Consider the following 17680-nt stretch of genomic DNA (forward strand, 5'->3'; position numbering starts at 1 on the left):
CGCAGCGGAAACCAACGATGGGCGAGCGCACGCGATTGTGAACGCGAGGCCCGCTTCCTGCGTGAATGCCGGGATGGGCTTTGCTAACCTCGCGCCGTATCATCCCACCAATAAACTCCCACCGGTTTTTCACCGCCCTGCCCCAAGGGCAAACGCAACCCGTCTTTCCAAGGGTTTCCACCATGCAGTATAAAAAATTCGGCAATACCGGTCTCAGCGTCTCGCGCCTCTGCCTCGGCACCATGACCTTCGGCCTGCAGATCGAGCAGGAAGACATTGCACATGCCATTCTCGACAAGGCGACCGATGCCGGCGTTAACTTCATCGACACCGCCGACGTCTATCCACTCGGCGGCGGCGAGGAGCTTGCCGGCCGCACCGAGGAAATCGTCGGCCGCTGGCTGAAGGGCAGACGCGACCGCTTCATCGTCGCCACCAAGGCGGTCGGCAAAGTCGGTCCCTCCCCCTGGGATCAGGGCGCGTCGCGCAAGCACCTTCTCGACGCCATCGATGCATCGCTGCGGCGTCTCGGCACCGACTATGTCGACCTTTATCAGCTTCATTCCGACGACCGCGACACACCACTCGACGAGACGCTGGAGGCGCTCGACGTCATCGTGCGCTCGGGCAAGGCGCGCTATGTCGGCGTATCGAATTTCCTCGCTTACCGGCTGGCCCTGGCGCTCGGCCGCGCCGATTTCCTGCGCACCGCCCGCTTCGTCTCCGTGCAGCCGCGCTACAATCTGCTGTTCCGCCAGATCGAGCGCGAACTGCTGCCGCTTGCGGAAGAACAGTGCCTCGCCGTCATTCCCTACAATCCGATCGCCGGCGGCCTTCTGACCGGCAAACACAGGCACGACGTCGCGCCGACCGAAGGCCGCTTCAGCTCGCAACTGCGCAATGCCGGCACGAACTATCTGCAGCGCTACTGGCATGAACGCGAATTCGCGACGATCGAGAAACTGCGCGGTATCGCCGACGAGGCCGGCCATTCGCTTACCAAGCTCGCCGTCGCCTGGGTGGCCGCCAATCCGGTGATCACCTCCGCCATTATCGGCGCCAGCCGTCCGGAGCAACTGACCGACACGCTCGCCGCCATCGATCTCAAGCTCGATCCGGCGCTGAAGGCGAAGCTGGACGACGCGACAGTGGAATATCGCTGGGGCGACGCTGCTCGCTGAACAAGAGATCCAACCGGCAGCCGCTTCGGCCGCCGGTTTTTACGCGTAGGTCGGGCGCTTGCCCGCAAACAGTTCCGCATGGCTTTTCAGCAACTTGGTCATACGATCGATCACGGTGCGGATATCCCGCCGATGACGGTCGGCATCGTTCATGACGATCCACTGTCGATGGCGCAGGGACACGATCTCCTCGCCGACCCGTTCCAGCCTCGGTTCCTGATCGCCGACGAAGCAGGGCAGAACGGCGATACCTGCTCCCGCGAGCACGAGATCGTGAAGCGAGCGCGGGCGGCTGACCGTGAAGGCGATCTCCTCGCGTCTGTTCTGATGCGGCCAGCGCAGATAGGACGATACCGCCTCCTCCTCCGCCACCGCGATCCAACGCTGCTGGCCGGAAAAGCGCATGTTGCGCGCCTGATAGGCGGCATAGGCGACGTCGCCGGTCTTGATGGCGGCGAGATTGATCTCCTCCGGTTCGAAGGCGCGGATGCCGATGTCACTTTGGCGGTGGGCAAGGCTGGCGCGGCGCTCGCCGAGATATAGATCGATGCGGAATCCATCCCGCTCCGAACAGATCGTCGGCATGTTCTGGCTGAGCAGCCAGCCGACCCAGGTTCCGGCGGCAATGCGAACGACGGACATCCCCTGGGCGTCGCGCTGCCAGCTATCCACCTTGCGGGCGGCGGCCTCCATCTCCAGAAGCTGGTCGAAGAGCGCTTGCCCGTCGCCCGTTAGCGCGTAGCCCGTCTGGCTGCGCTGGAAGAGCGTGCGTCCGATCTGGCTCTCCAATTCCAGCATGCGCCGGCCGATCGTTGCCGGGCTCAAACCGCTGGAAGATGCAGCCCCCGTCAACCCGCCGCCGCGGGCGACGTCGAGGAAAAGCTGATAGGAATCCCAGGTCGCATTTTTCATGACTGAAAAACATAGAGCGAAAACGGCTGTTTATAAAGAAGATTTCTCTGCGTAATTGAAGGGATGCTTTTCAATATGGAGACCTCCCATGATCGACTGCATCGCTTTGGCCAGAATTATCGAACTGGAGAACGACGCCCGCCACGCGCTATGGCGTCGCAACGAGGACGCTTTCTACCAAGAATATGGCCGTGACCCCTGGCCGCTGTTTACCTGGCTCGGGAACGCTCTCGATACCGGCTATGCATGGCTCAAAACGAAAAAGGCGGACCGGCCCGATACGGACCGATCCGCCTGTGATAGCGACGATTGCTGTGGTCAGGCGGCATGCGCACGCATATAGCCCGCGCCCTGCCCGCCTTCGATCTTGAACTGCTGGATGAGATAGAGCAACGCATCCGCTTCGGTGGCCAGTTCGCGGCTGGCCGCCGTGGTTTCCTCGACCATGGCCGCATTCTTCTGTGTCATCTGGTCCATCTGGTTGACGGAAGAGTTGACCCCCTGCAGCGCGCTTGCCTGATCGTGGCTGGCGCGCGCGATCATTTCCACATGCTGGCTGATGGTAACGATCTGACCGCTGATCTGGGCGAGCACCGAGCCGGCTTCCTGCACGAACTGCGAGCCGGAATTGACCTCGTGGGTCGATTTGTTGATCAGCCCCTTGATCTCCTGCGCGGCGGCGGCGGAGCGCTGCGCAAGTTCGCGCACCTCCATGGCGACGACCGCAAAGCCCTTGCCAGCCTCGCCGGCGCGGGCAGCTTCGATACCGGCATTCAACGCCAACAGGTTGGTCTGGAAGGCGATCTCGTCGATGACGCCGATGATCTGCTCGATCTGGCGTGAGGCATCTTCGATACGGCCCATCGCATCGATGGCGTTACCTACGACGACGGAGCTGTCGTCGGCGCTGCGCTTGGCTTCGCGCACGATCGCATCCGCCTCCTTGGCGCGCTCGGCGGACGAGCGGACGGTGACGGTGATTTCATCCACGGCGGCGGCGGTTTCTTCCAACGCGGCCGCCTGCTGTTCGGTGCGCTTCGACAAGTCCTCGGCGGAAGCTGCCATCTGGCTGCCGTTGCTCTGGATCATCTCGACATTGTCGCGCACCTGGCTGAGCGTCTGCTGCAGACGCGACAGCGAGCTGTTGAAATCCTGGCGGAGTTGTTCGAGGCGGCCGATGAAAGGCGTCTGGATGCTAGCAGAGATATCGCCTTGAGCCAGGCGCTCGAGGCCGGCGGCAAGTTCGCTGACGGCGAAGTCGATCTGACGGTCTAGCTCGCGCTTTTCGGCATCGTTGCGCTGGCGCTCGTGCTCGGCTGCGGTGCGCTCCTCGTCGCTTTGCTCCTCGATGCGTATCTTCGAAAGCGCGTTTTCCTTGAAGATGCCGAGTGCGCGGGCCATGTCGCCGATTTCGTCGTGGCGCTGCTCGCCGGAGATCGCAGTTTCCAGCATGCCGTCGGCAATGCGGCGCATGGCGGCGGTGATCTGACCGATCGGACGCTGCAGGGTCAGGACCAGGGCGATGCCGCCGGCGACTGAGAGGATGATGCCAAGCGTGGTGGCGAGGATCGAGATGTAGTTCGCCTGGTCGCGCTCCGTGCCGGCGCTCTGCTTCTGGGTTTCGGCAAAGGCGGTGAGCTGACCCCAGACCTGATCGAGCTGCTGGCGGGCGCTGGCATATTCGGCGATGCGCTGGGTGATGGTATCGACCAGCTTGCCGCCGGCTTCATCCATCGACTTGATGGCCGGGCGGATGGCCTTGTCGATATCGCCGGCGAAATCCATGTCCTTGGCACTCTGGTTCAGCGTATTCATGTCGCCACCGAGTTTGGCGATTTCCTGGCGCAGACGGACGAGATTTTCCTTGGTGGTATTGGCGGTGAAGTCGGCAAGCACGAGCTGCAGCGAATAGATCGAACCTTCGAGACGGCGGGTGTCCTGCAGAACGGAATTGGTCTGGACGACACGGGCGTCCAGTTGAACGAAGGTCGTGGTCGCCTGGCGCATCATCTGCGTTGCCGTGAGCTGCGTATAGGTCGACATCTGCCGGAAGCGCGAGAGGAGCCGACCGATGGCGGTGACGGTATCGTCCGTCGGAACATCAGTGCTTTCGGCGAAAGCGCCGAGATCCTTGATGGTGCCGGCCAGCGACTGCACGACGCTTTTCTGGTTTTGCGGCACGGCGAGATCGATCGCCCGTAGCGCCTTGTTGAGATCAGGCAACCGGTCCTTGAGCAGCTTGACCTTATCGGCGGGCGTTGCGGCCTTGTTGAAATCTTCCGCGACGGAGACAAGGGCATCGCCGCCCTTCAGCAGGCGGTCGGCGGCGCGCAGCGTCGCGGTCGCGTCGGCCTGGTCCTTGCGCATCTGATCTTCCAGTTGCTGACCATCGAAATCGACATTGAAGCGAGCGCTGATCAGCGCTCTCTGCGCGTCTTCGATCACCTTGCGAAAGGCGACTTCCTGCTCGTGCAGCGTCCAGAGCTTGGCAACCAGGTTTGCCGTGTCGGCCGTCTTCGTCGTCGCATCCGTCAGATTATCGCGGCCCTCCGCATCCTTACCGAGCTGGTCGAGCGTCGCGTTCAGGACACCCTGCTGCGATTTGATGTCCTGATAGAGCTTGTCGCGCTGCTGTTCGTTGGTGATGCGCAGGAAGTCATCCATCGAAGCGTAGAGGTTCTTGAAGCCCGTCAGCGATTGCAGCACGCTGTTGGAAATTTCCATCCGCCCCTGCAGCAGGCCCGAAGCGTAGAGCCCGGTGAGGCCGACGGCGGAAATGCTGATGACGAAAGGCAGCACGAAGATCAGAACCTTCGTCTTGATCTTGAAACGAGACAGGATCTTGTCAATGAACATGGTGGCTCTGGCCTCTCATACACCGTACTACCCCTGCCGACGCCGCCACGGCGCTGACCGGATGCATAACCATCAAACTTGAGATGTTCGCAGACGGGGTCCCCAACCATGTCGGGAGGCAATCATTGCTTCGGCTCTACGTTGTAGAAGCACGCCCCAGAAAATCTTCGCGGATTGTGAGTCCGATTAATTAATTTTCGGATAAGGCGCCGTGGCAATGACCTACAACGCCATCGATAACTCGGGAAAAGCCTTGAAATGCAGGGAGGTAAGGCCGCGGACGAGAGAATGCCGGGCGTATGCGCACGTGCTGGCCGCCGGCGAACGGCGGCCGAAGCCGATCAGGCCGATGATATCAGAAGCTGCGCACCGCAAGGTAAGCAATGCAGGCCGCCGTGGCGCCGGTTGCCAGCATCAGCAGCCGGATGGCCACCAATTTGGCATTGTCACGGGTTTGAGCAATTGCAATGGCGCGAGCGCGATGTTGTGTTCTATTCATGAGCCTAAATCCCATTTTCGCACTGACACGATAACCGGCAAAAGGTCGTTCCGGCAACTGCCAATGTGGACAATAAAGATGTAGGAAAGGAAAACGCCGGCACCAGAGCCTAGCCACAATTGTCGCACCTGGCGAATATTTATCCAAAAGGCGTAGGACTTTGCGGCTGGCAGTTCCACTTCCATAGCGGCGCGATCAAGGGCTCGGTCGCCATGTGGAAATAAGTGCTTTAAGCCGCTTCGCCGGCGACATGGCCCGAAGCCCAGGCCCATTGAAAATTGTAGCCGCCGAGCCAGCCGGTAACGTCGACGCATTCGCCGATGAAAAAGAGGCCGGGGATGGTTTTCACCTGCATCGTCTTTGAATCGAGGCAGGCGGTATCGACGCCGCCAAGCGTGACTTCCGCCGTGCGGTAACCTTCGGAACCAGACGGCTTGACCGGCCAGGCCTGGACGGCGGCGGCAAGCTGCTGCAGGCGCTTGTCGGCCTGATCGGCCATATTGCCCACTATGCCCTCTCCGTCGGCGAAATGCTGCGCCAGTCGCTTCGGCAATATCTCCGCCAGAGCCGTCTGTGCCGATTGCCGGCCATTGGCTTGCCGGGCCGTCTTGAGCGTGATGAAAATGTCGATATCGGGCTCGATCGCCACCGTGATCTCGTCGCCTTCCCGCCAGTAGGAAGAGATCTGCAGGATCGCCGGGCCGCTCAAGCCGCGATGGGTGAAGAGAAGGGCTTCGCGGAACGCGGTCTTGCCGTGGCGGATTTCGGCAGGCGCGGCGATGCCGGCAAGCGGCGCCAGGCGCTGGAGAAGCTGCGGATCGAGGGTCAGCGGGACGAGGCCGGGACGTGTCTCGACGAGCGGCAGGCCGAATTGTTCGGCGATGCGATAGGCAAAGCCGGTGGCGCCCATTTTCGGGATCGACTTGCCGCCGGTGGCGACGACCAGAGAGGCCGCCTCCAAGGTGCCCTCCGACGTGGCGACCTTGTAGCCACCGCCGGCAACCGGCTCGATGGCGCCGATTTCGGTGCGCAGCCGCAACTCCACGCCGGCTGCCCGCATCTCGTCGGTCAGCATGCGGATGATGTCTTTGGCGCTGTTGTCGCAGAAGAGCTGGCCGAGCGTCTTTTCATGCCAGGCGATGCCATGGCTCTCGACCATGGCGAGGAAATCCTTCGGCGTGAAGCGCGCCAAGGCCGACTTGGCGAAATGCGGATTGGCCGAGAGGAAGTTCTTCGGGCCGGCATGAATATTGGTGAAATTGCAGCGGCCGCCGCCGGAAATCCGGATCTTCTCCCCGGGCGCTGCGGCGTGGTCGAGCACGACGACGGAACGCCCGCGCTGGCCGGCGCGGATAGCGCACATCATGCCTGCGGCGCCTGCGCCGAGGACGATCACATCATATCTGCCGGCCACGTTTCATTCCTTTATCCATTGCTGCGCCGCACTGTCGTTTTTCCATCATATGGCGAAAGTCCGAACGGTTTTCCCCCTCGCCAATTGGCAAACTGCCGTTATGATGAAATCTTCGATCAACGCAAATACGGTGTTTTATGCCCGCGAAAAAGACCCCGCTGAAAGCTTCCATGCCGGTCTCGAAAATCGCAACAGTTCCCCCAAGCTTACGATCAGCGCGCGGCGTGGCAAATTGGAAGGAAGCGGCTCAGTGGCTGCGGGCGCGGGGAATCGAAGACATAGAATGCATCACACCGGACCTTGCGGGTGTGCCACGCGGCAAGATGATGCCCACCTCGAAATTCACCTCCAACACCTCGCTCGCCCTGCCCTCGGCGATCTATCGTCACACGATTTCAGGCGAATATCCGGAGGAGACCGAAAGCTTCCGTTACGAGCCGCGCGACAGCGACCTGAAGCTGGTGCCCGATCTTTCGACGCTCTCGGTCGTGCCCTGGGAGAGCGATCCGACGGCGCAGGTGATTTGTGACATCGTCAATTCCGATGGCGATGCGGTGTCCTACACGCCGCGCAATCTGTTGAAGCGGATCATGGGCCTCTACCGCGAGCGTGGATGGAAGCCGGTGGTCGCGCCGGAGATCGAATTCTATCTCGTCGCCAAGAACGACGATCCGGACTATCCGCTGCATCCGCCGAAGGGCCGTTCGGGCCGCTCGATCCTCGGCGGCCAGGGTTATTCGATTGCCGGCATCAACGAATTCGACGAATTGATCGACGACATCTATCACTTCTCGGAGAAGCAGGGCCTGGAGATCGACACGCTGATCCATGAAGAAGGTCCGGCGCAGCTCGAAATCAACCTGCGCCACGGCGATCCGATCGAGCTTGCCGACCAGGTGTTCATGTTCAAGCGCACCATTCGCGAAGCGGCGATGAAACACGGCATCTATGCTACCTTCATGGCCAAGCCGATCCAGAGCCAGCCGGGCTCGGCGATGCATATCCATCAATCGGTGGTCGATATCGTGACCGGCAAGAATGTTTTCACCAATCCGGACGGAAGTCCTTCGCCGGAGTTCTTCCACTTCATCGGCGGCATGCAGCGTTACGTGCCGAATGCGCTGGCGATGCTGGCGCCCTATGTGAACTCCTATCGCCGCCTGGCGCCGAACATGTCCTGCCCGGTCAACAACGCCTGGGGCTACGACAACCGCACCACGGCGTTCCGCGTGCCGGTCTCCGATCCGCAGGCGCGCCGCGTCGAGAACCGGTTGCCGAGCTCTGACGCCAATCCGTATCTGGCGCTCGCGGCCTCACTCGCTTGCGGCTTGCTCGGGATCATGAAGAAGGTGGAGCCGACCGCACCGACCGAGGATTCGGCCAACGAAGGTTCGATCGATCTGCCGCGCGGGCTTCTCGAAGCCATTGCGCTCCTGGAAGGCGAACCGGCTTTCCAAGAGGTACTAGGCAAGGACTTCATCGACATCTATGTCGGCGTCAAGCGTGGCGAATTCGAAACCTTCATGCAGGTGATCAGCCCCTGGGAGCGGGAATTCCTTCTGCTCAACGTGTGAGGGAGGCCCGCCCATGACATTGCAGGAAGCATGGCAGAGCCCGATAGCGCCGGGCCTTTCCTGGTATCAGGCAACCATCGGCCCTCGCCCCGCCTATCCGAAGCTCGACGGCTCCCGCCGCGCTGACGTTGCCATCATCGGCGGCGGCTACACCGGCCTACAGGCCGCCTACAATCTTGCCAAGGGCGGCGTCGATGTGGTGCTGATCGATGCCAATCGCTTCGGCGACGGCGCCTCCGGTCGCAATGGCGGCCAGCTCGGCACCGGCCAGCGCTCCTGGCCCGAGGAGCTGGAAGAGAAGATTGGCTACGAGCGCTCAAAGGCACTGTTCGATCTTGCCGAGGACGCTAAACACCATCTTCTTGACTTTGCCGCCGAGCAGGGCATCGACATCGACTTCATGCCCGGCCAGATGAATGTCACGCATAAGCGGAGCTACAAGCGCGCCTATATGGAGAATGCCGAAATCGCAGCGACGCGCTACGGCTATCCGCATGTCAGCTTCATGGATCAGGCAGAAACCCAGGAGCGGCTTGGCTCGAAGCTCTATCTCTACGGTGTCCGGGATATGGGCACGGGCCATATCCATCCACTGAAGCTGCTCATCGGCCTAGCGCGGGTAGCGCAGGCCGCCGGTGCTTCGATCTTCGAAATGACACCGGCGAAGGCGATCCGGCAATCCGGCGGCAGGACGCTGATCGAGACCGACAGCGGCACGATCACCGCCGACCGCGTGCTAATTGCCTGCAACGGCCATATCGGCAATCTGGAGCCGGTGACCGCGAGCCATGTCATGCCGATTCGCTCCTTCATCGGCGCCACCGAACCGCTCGACAAGTTTCCGGATGTCCTGCCCGGCGGCGAAGCGGTGGCGGATTCGCGATTCGTGGTGCGTTATTTCCGCAAATCGAAGGACGGGCGCCTACTGTTCGGCGGGCGCGAGGCCTATACCGCCGATAACCCGCGCGACATAACGCAGCACATCCGTCGCCAGATCGCCGAAATCTACCCTGCCCTCGGCAATATCAACATCACCCATGCCTGGGGCGGATCTGTCGGCATCACCATGCCGCGCCAGCCTTTCGTGCGCGAGGTCATGCCCGGCGTCACCTCCATCGGCGGCTATTCCGGCCACGGGGTCATGCTGTCAAACTATTGCGGTAAACTCTATGCGAAAACGGTTCTCGGGAACGCCGACGACCTTGCGCTTTTCAAGGCGTTGAACATCCCGCCCTTTCCCGGCGGTGCCCGCATGCGGGCGCCTCTCCTATTCCTGGCGCTCTCGTGGTTTGCGTTGCGCGACAGGTTCTAGAAACAGAACGGATTTCCTCTTCCGGCAATCCGCTCTAAAAAGCCGAGTCTGATTTTTGCGATGCACACTGGCCTTTTTAAATCGATTAGATTAAAAGGGGCCTTAACCAAGACTGATTGAGAGATAGCTCATGAGCAGCCAAATCATTCCCGTTGAACCATTTGACTATGTCGTTTTCGGCGGCAGCGGCGACCTTGCAGAACGCAAGCTTCTGCCCGCCCTCTATCATCGCCAGGTCGAAGGCCAGTTTTCCGAGCCCACCCGCATCATCGGCGCATCTCGCAGCGCGCTTTCGCATGAAGAATACCGTAAATTCGCCGAAGCCGCGCTGAAAGAGCATCTGAAAAAGGGCGAATTCGACGAAGCGGAAGTGAAGAAGTTCTGCGCGCGCCTGTTCTACGTGCCGGTCGACGCCAAGACCGATACCGGCTGGGATCAGCTCAAGAAAATCCTGGACGAAGGCAAGGACCGCGTGCGCGCCTTCTATCTCGCCGTCGCTCCGGGCATTTTCGGCGACATCTCGCAGAAGATTTCCGATCACAAGCTGATCACCAAGCAGACCCGCATCGTCGTCGAAAAGCCGATCGGCCGCGACCTCGCTTCCGCGCTGCAGCTCAACGACACGATTGGCAAGGTCTTCAAGGAAGAGCAGATCTTCCGCATCGACCACTATCTCGGCAAGGAAACGGTGCAGAACCTGATGGCGCTGCGCTTTGCCAACGCGCTTTATGAGCCGCTGTGGAACGCCAACCACATCGACCATGTACAGATCACGGTTGCGGAATCGGTCGGCCTGGAAGGGCGTGCCGGTTATTACGACACCGCCGGCGCGCTGCGCGACATGGTGCAGAACCACATCCTGCAGCTCCTCTGCTTGACCGCGATGGAAATTCCGTCCTCGATGGACTCGGAAGCCGTTCGCGACGAGAAGCTGAAGGTTCTGCGCGCGCTTAAGCCGATCGATGCTTCCAACGTCGAGCAGGCGACCGTTCGCGGCCAGTATCGCGCCGGTGCTTCGGCAGGCGGCCCGGTCAAGGGTTACCTCGACGAACTGGAAGGTGGCGTCTCCAACACCGAGACCTTCGTCGCCATTAAGGCCGAGATCGGCAACTGGCGCTGGGCCGGCGTTCCCTTCTACATCCGCACCGGCAAGCGTCTTGCCGGCCGGGTGTCGGAAATCGTCATCACCTTCAAGCCGATCCCGCACAACATCTTCGATCAGGCCGCCGGCCGCATCGTTGCCAACCAGTTGATCATCCGCCTGCAGCCGGACGAAGGCGTCAAGCAGTCGCTGATGATCAAGGATCCAGGTCCGGGCGGCATGCGCCTGCGCAACGTCTCGCTCGACATGAGCTTCGCTTCGGCCTTCAACGTCCGCAATCCGGACGCCTACGAACGCCTGCTGATGGACGTGGTCCGTTCCAACCAGACGCTGTTCATGCGCCGCGACGAAGTGGAAGCCGCGTGGGAATGGGTCGATCCGATGCTCAAGGGCTGGGAAGCCACCAGCCAGCCGGTGCAGGGTTATACCGCCGGCACGTGGGGTCCGAGCCAGGCCATCGCGCTCATCGAGCGTGACGGCCGCACATGGCATGACGATATCTAAACTGGGACAACGACGATGACAGCGAACATGCATGCTTTCGCCAATGGCGCCGAACTCGCCGGCAAGCTCGCGGACAAGGTGGTCGAGGTTCTCACGGCCGCCATCGCCACCCGCGGCTCTGCAAGCATTGCGGTCTCCGGCGGTTCGACGCCGAAGATCTTCTTCCAGACGCTGTCATCGCGTTCGCTCGACTGGAGCAAGGTGACGATTACCCTCGTCGACGAACGGTTCGTGCCGGCAGACAATCCGCGCTCGAACCACCTGCTCGTTCAGGAAAACCTATTGAAGGACAAGGCGGCGTCGGCACAGTTCTTTCCGCTCTACCAAGCCGCGGCTTCCGTCGAGGAGGCCGCCGTTATCGCCACGGAAAAGACCAAGTGCATCGGCTTTCCCTTTGACGTTGCCATCCTCGGCATGGGCAATGACGGCCACACGGCCTCGTTCTTTCCGGGCGGGAGCAATCTCGCTGCGGCGCTCGATTCGAACAGCCCGCGCGGCATCATCACGATGGAAGCCGAAGGAGCCGGCGAACCCCGGCTGACCTTCACCTTCTCCAGCCTTCAGGATGCCGGATTGCTGGTGCTCCATATCGAAGGGGCAGGCAAGAAGGACGTTCTCGCCAAAGCGGAAGCGCCAGGCGAAGAGACCGAGATGCCGATCCGCGCCATTCTGCGTCGGGCCGCCTCTCTGGTCGAGATTTACTGGGCTCCCTGACAGGCCGGACGGCCGCCATCGGACCCTGAACGACACAGCAATCACCGCTGCGCCTCACGCCCCGAAAAGGCGTGCCGGCATAGCAATGACATTTGAAGTCTGCGCCTAGCCCTTTCCCAAGACAGATCGACGTTGATCTTTCGGGGTTATGCGCAAAAACAGACGGAGGCAGATCGACCATGGCCGCTGACGCCCGCATTTCGGCAATCACCACACGTATCATCGAGCGCTCGAAGCCGACGCGCGAGCGCTATCTGGACCGCCTGCGCAATGCCGCAACGGTGGGTGCACAGCGCTCCGTGCTCGGCTGCGCCAATCTTGCGCATGGCTTCGCCATCTGTTCGCCCTCCGAGAAAGAGGCATTGGCGGGGGACCGCGTGCCCAATCTCGGGATCATCACTTCCTATAACGACATGCTCTCGGCGCATCAGCCCTTCGAGACCTATCCCGCCATCATCCGCGAGGCGGCGGCAGAGGCAGGCGGCATCGCCCAGGTTGCCGGCGGCGTGCCTGCCATGTGCGACGGCGTCACGCAGGGCCAGCCGGGCATGGAACTCTCGCTCTTCTCGCGCGACCTGATCGCCATGTCCGCCGGTGTCGGCCTGTCGCACAACATGTTCGATGCGGCCGTCTTCCTCGGCGTCTGCGACAAGATCGTACCCGGCCTCGTCATTGCCGCGCTCTCCTTCGGCCATCTGCCGGCCGTCTTCATCCCGGCCGGGCCGATGACCTCTGGCCTGGCGAACGACGAGAAATCGCGCGTGCGCCAGCTCTATGCCGAAGGCAAGGTCGGCCGCGCGGAGCTGCTGGAAGCCGAATCGAAGTCCTATCACGGCCCCGGCACCTGCACCTTCTACGGTACGGCCAATTCCAACCAGATGCTGATGGAGATCATGGGCTTCCACATGCCCGGCGCTTCCTTCGTCAATCCCGGCACGCCGCTGCGCGAAGCGCTGACCCGCGAGGCGACCAAGCGGGCGCTCGCCATTACCGCCATGGGCAACGAATTCACGCCCGCCGGCGAGATGATCGATGAACGCTCGATCGTCAACGGCGTCGTTGGCCTGCATGCGACCGGCGGCTCGACCAATCACACGATGCATCTCGTCGCCATGGCGCGCGCGGCCGGCATCGTGCTGACCTGGCAGGATATTTCCGAGCTTTCGGACATCATCCCGCTGCTCGCCCGCGTCTATCCGAACGGACTTGCAGACGTGAACCATTTCCATGCCGCCGGTGGCATGGGCTTCCTGATCAAGGAGCTCCTCAAGAAGGGGCTGCTGCACGACGATGTGCGCACCGTCGCCGGCCAGGGGCTTTCGGCCTATTCGATCGAAGTGAAAATCGGCGCCGATGGCGGCGTCGTCCGCGAACAGGCGCCGGAAAAGAGCGGTGATCCCAAGGTGCTGGCGGGCATCGATGCACCGTTCCAGACCACTGGCGGCCTGAAAATGCTGCGCGGCAATATCGGCAAGGCGGTGATCAAGATTTCTGCCGTCAAGCCGGAGCGCCATGTCATTGAAGCGCCCGCCGTGATCTTCCACGATCAGCTCGAGATCCAGCAGGCATTCAAGGACGGCAAGCTCAACCGCGATTTCGTCGCCGTCGTCCGCTTCCAGGGCCCCAAGGCGAACGGCATGCCGGAGCTGCACAAGCTGACGCCGGCACTCGGCGTGCTGCAGGATCGCGGCTTCCGCGTGGCGCTGTTGACCGATGGGCGCATGTCCGGCGCGTCCGGCAAGGTACCGGCCGCCATCCACGTCACCCCGGAGGCCGTCGAGGGCGGACCGATTGCCCGCATCAAGGAAGGCGATATCATCCGCATCGACGCGATCGCCGGTACGCTGGAAGTGCTGGTCGACGCTGCCGACATGGCCGAACGCGAACCCGTCGTCGCCGACCTCTCGGCGAACGAATTCGGCATGGGCCGCGAACTCTTCGCCTCGTTCCGCCACGGCGCCGGCCCGGCCGACCAGGGCGCCAGCGTCCTGTTCCATCATTGATGGTTGCGTCGCCGGAATTCGGCAAGACGACGTCGAACATTGATCAGGGAGTGTTCGACGCCGTCTTTTCCGCATTCGCCGGAGCCTTGTCCGTCCACCCCGGCGGGAGGCCGATGCGTGCTCCTATGAAGCCCGTCACGCCCGGCGACTTCCCAAATGCTTTGCAGGCCTCATACTTGGGCGCTCGGCCGACGAGAGCCGCCAAATTCGCTCTGGAAGGGAAAGAGGGCATCGATCCGAAGGGCGTTTTGCCCTTGACCAACAACTTGCTGAAGTCGCCGCCGAATTTGGCGGCGAGACTGTAGGCATCTCCTTCCCTGGCAACCGTTCCTGAATCAAGAAACGCGTTTGCCCCACGTCCCCAGATCATCACAGCTCTCTGCACGCCCTGAGGATTAAGGGCCTCCGCCTCGAGAGAGAGACTGCCCATGCCGATCGGGATGCGGGGGATGGGCACAGGTACATTCGGCAGCAGCACGCTCTTGCCGACAGATGCGACTTTCGAAACGCCGACGGCTGTAGCGTTCGTTGCCTTGACCTGCGTGACGACGGCGCGAACAGTCAGATCCGCCTGATGGGTTAGACCGACAACGACGAATCGTTCACTCAATCCGGAACAAAGCGCCCTGTCGACGGCATTGGTGACGAGGTTGCGCTGCTCGGGCGTGAAGGCGGCGCTTTCAGCCCGCAATGAAAAAGCAGTCGGAATAATCTTCACGGTCTTCGCCGTCAGAACATCGTCCCTGCTCACCCGAAGAAGCGAGTGGGCAACCAGCCCGTCCGATCGGGTCAGGCCGTCATAAGATCGCAAGGATCCCGCGCGATCCAGGGGCGCTGCCGCGCACCCCCCCAAGAAACTTAGCAAAAGAGCCATCGACCAAATATCGGACCGCCGACGCCCAGGGGTTTCGGCGGCATATGAACCGTAAGTCTCGCAATTATCGTGATTTGAGATTGCATTGGCTGGCATGGACGTATCGCTCTCCTGCGTTTGGTTAGGGCATCTCGTATCAACATTAAATATTACACTAGATGTAAAAATTAATGTTGACTACTTTGCGGCAATCCAAAAATGGCGCGCTGGAATTATTTCACCGGGAATTGAGCAGGGTGCGGGACAAGCTGATGGTTTGAGTGGCGCTGCGACTTATGACAGTATGGAGCGATGCATGATCGCCCCTTAAAACCGGAAGGCCTGCGCGAGCAAAAGCGACGCCTGACATTTCAACGCATAGCGGAAGTCGGACTGAAATCCTTTCTAGCGAAGGGTTATCAGGAAACGACGATCGACGAGATTGCGGCCGCGGCTGGTATTTCCCGCCGGACTTTCTTCTATTACTTCAAAAGCAAGGACGACATTCTTCTGGCGCATCAGCGCGGATATATGGACGCTCTCCGGGCAAGCATCACAGAGAACGCATCAGCCGGACGACCGCTCGATGTCATTCATCAGGCAACCCTGAGACTTGTAGCACGCCTTCAGGCTGAGGCTCCTCAGCTTCTTGAGACGGCCCGGCTTCTGCGTCAAAGCGAGTCCCTGCGCGCACGCACGCGCAGCAACTACCTGCAGCTCGAACAGGTTGCCTACGAGACACTGTGCGAACTGTTTCCGACGAGGGACCGCGACGGACTACGGCTGGTTTCAATGATTGCCGTAAGCCCTCTTCGCCTCTCGGTCGACAAGTGGCTGCAGGAAGACGGCAAGCTACCGCTGATTGACTACATGGAGGATGCGCTCAAGAAGTGGGAGGCGGAAATTTGATCCGTCTCTAAATCAAAAAGATAGAGTGGGATGTCGCCCGAAAACCGCGCACAGTCTTCGGCATCCCGCTCTATCCCTTTGTTTTTACGCAATTCCGGACGAAAAACCGCTTCGCACTTTTCCTGGAATTGCTCCAGCGCGTGGATCGTCGCCCAAACCTATTCTTGGCGACGAGATTTAATCAAGCACGGATATCGAGCACGCGGTCGCGATGCGACGGGTGGGTGCTGTAGACGAAAATCTTGTTCATTTCCTTGTCCGACAGCAGGCGGAGGAAACGGACCTCGATGGTGTTGTTGGGGAACACTTTCATCAGGATGCAGCCGACCTTGGTGATGCGGGCATCGGGGATGTCGAGATAGAACTGTTTTGGAAGATTATATTGGGTGAGGATCGCAAGGACTGCGCTGCTCTGCGAGATGCGGATGATATCGCAGCGGCGCGACGCCAGGTTCATGACGCCTTTTTCGGTATATTCGATCCGCGCCGCGTTCATCGTGTCCTCCATTCTGTACCGCACCTCGCGGTCGTACATGAAGGACTCTTCCTTGTTGAGGAAATGCTGGCCTGGGTGAGCGGTGCCGGAAGCTGCCATTATCGTAAATCCCTGAAGTATATTACGAAGCTCAGGCTACCAGCGGGTATTTAACAGAAGGTTTGGAAGCGCTAGACCAAGTTGCATTTTATTGTATTTCTACACCTGGACTAGCGCTCCCGCGCTCTTGGGAGGATGCCTTATTGCTTGCGATAGGTGTGGCCGTCAGCATCGAAAAGATGCAGCTTCTGCCTATCGGCCGCAAAGCGCATCTTCTGCCCGCGCTTAACGTCTGCGATGCCGGGTATCTTGACGATGATCGGCTCACCATCCACCAGGCCCTCGATATAAAGTTGCGTGACCTCGCCGAGGGCTTCCACGATGGAAACCTCGCCTTCGAAGAGGTAGTTCTCGTCCGTCGCGATCCGCAAGTCTTCCGGGCGAACGCCGAAGCTTGCGGTTTTACCTTGCTCGGATGCCGCCGTCGCAATGTCGAGCGTCACCGTCTTGCCGCCTGTCAGAGTCACTGTCGTCATCGCGCCGGTGCCAGTGACCTTCGACGGGATGATGTTCATGGCCGGCGAGCCGATGAACTTCGCCACGAAGAGGTTGGCCGGATGCTCATAAAGCTCTAGCGGCGCACCGACCTGCTCCACACGACCGGCCGACAACACCACGATGCGGTCCGCCAAGGTCATGGCTTCCACCTGGTCGTGGGTGACATAGATCATCGTCGTCTGGGGCATGGAATCGCTGAGCTTGGCGATCTCGATACGTGTCGCCACGCGCAACGCCGCGTCGAGGTTCGATAGCGGTTCGTCGAACAGAAAGACCTTCGGGTTGCGGCAGATGGCACGGCCGATTGCGACACGCTGGCGCTGACCGCCCGAGAGGGCCTTTGGGAGGCGCTCAAGATATTGCGTGAGCTGAAGGCTCGCGGCGGCGGCGCGAACGCGGCGGTCGATCTCCTGCTTGCTTTCCCCGGCGATGCGCATGCCGAAGGCCATGTTGTCGAAGACCGTCATATGCGGATAGAGAGCATAGGACTGGAAGACCATCGCGATGCCGCGCCTTGACGGCGGCACCTCGTTGACTTTCTGTCCCGCGATGAGCATGTCGCCGGAGGTGATGCTCTCGAGCCCGGCAATCATACGCAGCAAGGTGGATTTGCCGCATCCGGACGGGCCGACGAAGACGATGAATTCGCCCTCCTGGATATCCAGATCGATGCCATGCAGAACATGCACATTTCCGTATGATTTTCGGATGTCCTTCAGAACAAGCCCTGTCATCTATGCTCTCCTCCTCCCAA

The 17680-nt window shown here is 60.9% G+C and carries 17 protein-coding genes; 9 read left to right on the forward strand and 8 right to left on the reverse strand.

Annotated elements, in window-relative coordinates:
- Positions 1-182: 182 nt before the first annotated feature.
- Complete coding sequence (locus tag ACXHXG_RS03905) at positions 183-1181, forward strand: aldo/keto reductase (RefSeq protein WP_457898541.1); 999 nt, start codon at positions 183-185, stop codon at positions 1179-1181.
- Positions 1182-1220: 39 nt separating this feature from the next.
- On the opposite strand, the gene ACXHXG_RS03910 is transcribed toward ACXHXG_RS03905, so the two are convergent.
- Positions 1221-2093, reverse strand: a complete 873-nt coding sequence (locus ACXHXG_RS03910; RefSeq protein WP_457898542.1) for a LysR family transcriptional regulator — start codon at positions 2091-2093, stop codon at positions 1221-1223.
- A gap of 88 nt (positions 2094-2181) precedes the next feature.
- Here ACXHXG_RS03910 and ACXHXG_RS03915 point away from each other — a divergent pair, with 88 nt between their 5' ends.
- Positions 2182-2436 (forward strand): hypothetical protein, encoded by a 255-nt coding sequence (locus ACXHXG_RS03915; RefSeq protein WP_457898543.1) that lies wholly within the window; start codon positions 2182-2184, stop codon positions 2434-2436.
- On the opposite strand, the gene ACXHXG_RS03920 is transcribed toward ACXHXG_RS03915, so the two are convergent.
- The 4 genes from ACXHXG_RS03920 to ACXHXG_RS03935 all read right to left on the reverse strand — a co-directional run bounded on the left by ACXHXG_RS03920 (position 2412) and on the right by ACXHXG_RS03935 (position 7034).
- Entirely contained in the window at positions 2412-4949 is a 2538-nt protein-coding gene (locus ACXHXG_RS03920) for a methyl-accepting chemotaxis protein (protein WP_457898544.1), read from the reverse strand. The two genes, ACXHXG_RS03915 and ACXHXG_RS03920, sit on opposite strands and share 25 nt — an antisense overlap.
- A gap of 355 nt (positions 4950-5304) precedes the next feature.
- Positions 5305-5448: a hypothetical protein gene (locus tag ACXHXG_RS03925; protein ID WP_199773517.1), complete on the reverse strand. Its 144-nt coding sequence runs from the start codon at positions 5446-5448 to the stop codon at positions 5305-5307.
- A gap of 229 nt (positions 5449-5677) precedes the next feature.
- Positions 5678-6862, reverse strand: a complete 1185-nt coding sequence (locus ACXHXG_RS03930) for a BaiN/RdsA family NAD(P)/FAD-dependent oxidoreductase (protein WP_457898545.1) — start codon at positions 6860-6862, stop codon at positions 5678-5680.
- Complete coding sequence (locus ACXHXG_RS03935) at positions 6846-7034, reverse strand: hypothetical protein (RefSeq protein ID WP_199773591.1); 189 nt, start codon at positions 7032-7034, stop codon at positions 6846-6848. The genes ACXHXG_RS03930 and ACXHXG_RS03935 overlap by 17 nt, the downstream gene beginning before the upstream one ends.
- Between ACXHXG_RS03935 and ACXHXG_RS03940 the strand changes: the two genes are divergently transcribed.
- The 5 genes from ACXHXG_RS03940 to edd all read left to right on the forward strand — a co-directional run bounded on the left by ACXHXG_RS03940 (position 7000) and on the right by edd (position 14071).
- On the forward strand, positions 7000-8436 hold the full coding sequence (locus tag ACXHXG_RS03940) for a glutamine synthetase family protein (protein WP_104822043.1): 1437 nt from the start codon (positions 7000-7002) through the stop codon (positions 8434-8436). The genes ACXHXG_RS03935 and ACXHXG_RS03940 overlap by 35 nt on opposite strands.
- 13 nt (positions 8437-8449) lie before the next feature.
- The gene (locus ACXHXG_RS03945; protein WP_457898546.1) at positions 8450-9748 is read left to right on the forward strand and encodes an NAD(P)/FAD-dependent oxidoreductase; all 1299 of its coding nucleotides are present in this window, start codon (positions 8450-8452) and stop codon (positions 9746-9748) included.
- A 130-nt stretch (positions 9749-9878) separates the two neighbouring features.
- Positions 9879-11354, forward strand: coding sequence for a glucose-6-phosphate dehydrogenase (zwf, locus tag ACXHXG_RS03950; protein WP_104822041.1), 1476 nt, complete (start codon positions 9879-9881; stop codon positions 11352-11354).
- 15 nt (positions 11355-11369) lie between these two features.
- Positions 11370-12068: a 6-phosphogluconolactonase gene (pgl, locus tag ACXHXG_RS03955; protein WP_104822040.1), complete on the forward strand. Its 699-nt coding sequence runs from the start codon at positions 11370-11372 to the stop codon at positions 12066-12068.
- Between the two features lie 179 nt (positions 12069-12247).
- On the forward strand, positions 12248-14071 hold the full coding sequence (gene edd, locus ACXHXG_RS03960) for a phosphogluconate dehydratase (protein WP_283049167.1): 1824 nt from the start codon (positions 12248-12250) through the stop codon (positions 14069-14071).
- Between the two features lie 43 nt (positions 14072-14114).
- Here the strand turns inward: edd and ACXHXG_RS03965 are convergent, their stop codons facing one another.
- Positions 14115-14945, reverse strand: a complete 831-nt coding sequence (locus tag ACXHXG_RS03965; RefSeq protein ID WP_445944975.1) for a DUF3313 domain-containing protein — start codon at positions 14943-14945, stop codon at positions 14115-14117.
- A gap of 85 nt (positions 14946-15030) precedes the next feature.
- On the opposite strand from ACXHXG_RS03965, the gene ACXHXG_RS03970 reads away from it, so the two are divergent.
- Positions 15031-15255, forward strand: a complete 225-nt coding sequence (locus tag ACXHXG_RS03970; RefSeq protein ID WP_457898547.1) for a hypothetical protein — start codon at positions 15031-15033, stop codon at positions 15253-15255.
- Positions 15237-15833 carry a TetR/AcrR family transcriptional regulator gene (locus ACXHXG_RS03975; protein WP_457898548.1) on the forward strand — a complete coding sequence of 199 codons (597 nt, stop codon included), beginning with the start codon at positions 15237-15239 and terminating at the stop codon, positions 15831-15833. The genes ACXHXG_RS03970 and ACXHXG_RS03975 overlap by 19 nt, the downstream gene beginning before the upstream one ends.
- A 181-nt stretch (positions 15834-16014) precedes the next feature.
- Here the strand turns inward: ACXHXG_RS03975 and ACXHXG_RS03980 are convergent, their stop codons facing one another.
- Together ACXHXG_RS03980 and ACXHXG_RS03985 are read right to left on the reverse strand one after the other, a co-directional pair.
- A complete protein-coding gene (locus ACXHXG_RS03980) occupies positions 16015-16428 on the reverse strand; it encodes a hypothetical protein (protein WP_457898549.1) in 414 nt (137 codons plus the stop codon).
- Positions 16429-16568: 140 nt separating this feature from the next.
- Positions 16569-17660 (reverse strand): ABC transporter ATP-binding protein, encoded by a 1092-nt coding sequence (locus ACXHXG_RS03985; protein WP_104822036.1) that lies wholly within the window; start codon positions 17658-17660, stop codon positions 16569-16571.
- Between the last annotated feature and the right edge of the window lie 20 nt (positions 17661-17680).

The sequence above is a fragment of the Rhizobium sp. LEGMi-198b genome (genome assembly GCF_054114205.1).

What these genes read in the sequence shown, in the direction of transcription:
- ACXHXG_RS03905 (WP_457898541.1), top strand. Translation starts at nt 183, where the DNA reads ATGCAGTATAAAAAATTCGGCAATACCGGTCTCAGCGTCTCGCGCCTC.
- ACXHXG_RS03910 (WP_457898542.1), bottom strand. Translation starts at nt 2,093, where the DNA reads ATGAAAAATGCGACCTGGGATTCCTATCAGCTTTTCCTCGACGTCGCC.
- ACXHXG_RS03915 (WP_457898543.1), top strand. Translation starts at nt 2,182, where the DNA reads ATGATCGACTGCATCGCTTTGGCCAGAATTATCGAACTGGAGAACGAC.
- ACXHXG_RS03920 (WP_457898544.1), bottom strand. Translation starts at nt 4,949, where the DNA reads ATGTTCATTGACAAGATCCTGTCTCGTTTCAAGATCAAGACGAAGGTT.
- ACXHXG_RS03925 (WP_199773517.1), bottom strand. Translation starts at nt 5,448, where the DNA reads ATGAATAGAACACAACATCGCGCTCGCGCCATTGCAATTGCTCAAACC.
- ACXHXG_RS03940 (WP_104822043.1), top strand. Translation starts at nt 7,000, where the DNA reads ATGCCCGCGAAAAAGACCCCGCTGAAAGCTTCCATGCCGGTCTCGAAA.
- ACXHXG_RS03935 (WP_199773591.1), bottom strand. Translation starts at nt 7,034, where the DNA reads ATGGAAGCTTTCAGCGGGGTCTTTTTCGCGGGCATAAAACACCGTATT.
- ACXHXG_RS03945 (WP_457898546.1), top strand. Translation starts at nt 8,450, where the DNA reads ATGACATTGCAGGAAGCATGGCAGAGCCCGATAGCGCCGGGCCTTTCC.
- zwf (WP_104822041.1), top strand. Translation starts at nt 9,879, where the DNA reads ATGAGCAGCCAAATCATTCCCGTTGAACCATTTGACTATGTCGTTTTC.
- pgl (WP_104822040.1), top strand. Translation starts at nt 11,370, where the DNA reads ATGACAGCGAACATGCATGCTTTCGCCAATGGCGCCGAACTCGCCGGC.
- edd (WP_283049167.1), top strand. Translation starts at nt 12,248, where the DNA reads ATGGCCGCTGACGCCCGCATTTCGGCAATCACCACACGTATCATCGAG.
- ACXHXG_RS03965 (WP_445944975.1), bottom strand. Translation starts at nt 14,945, where the DNA reads ATGGCTCTTTTGCTAAGTTTCTTGGGGGGGTGCGCGGCAGCGCCCCTG.
- ACXHXG_RS03975 (WP_457898548.1), top strand. Translation starts at nt 15,237, where the DNA reads ATGCATGATCGCCCCTTAAAACCGGAAGGCCTGCGCGAGCAAAAGCGA.
- ACXHXG_RS03980 (WP_457898549.1), bottom strand. Translation starts at nt 16,428, where the DNA reads ATGGCAGCTTCCGGCACCGCTCACCCAGGCCAGCATTTCCTCAACAAG.
- ACXHXG_RS03985 (WP_104822036.1), bottom strand. Translation starts at nt 17,660, where the DNA reads ATGACAGGGCTTGTTCTGAAGGACATCCGAAAATCATACGGAAATGTG.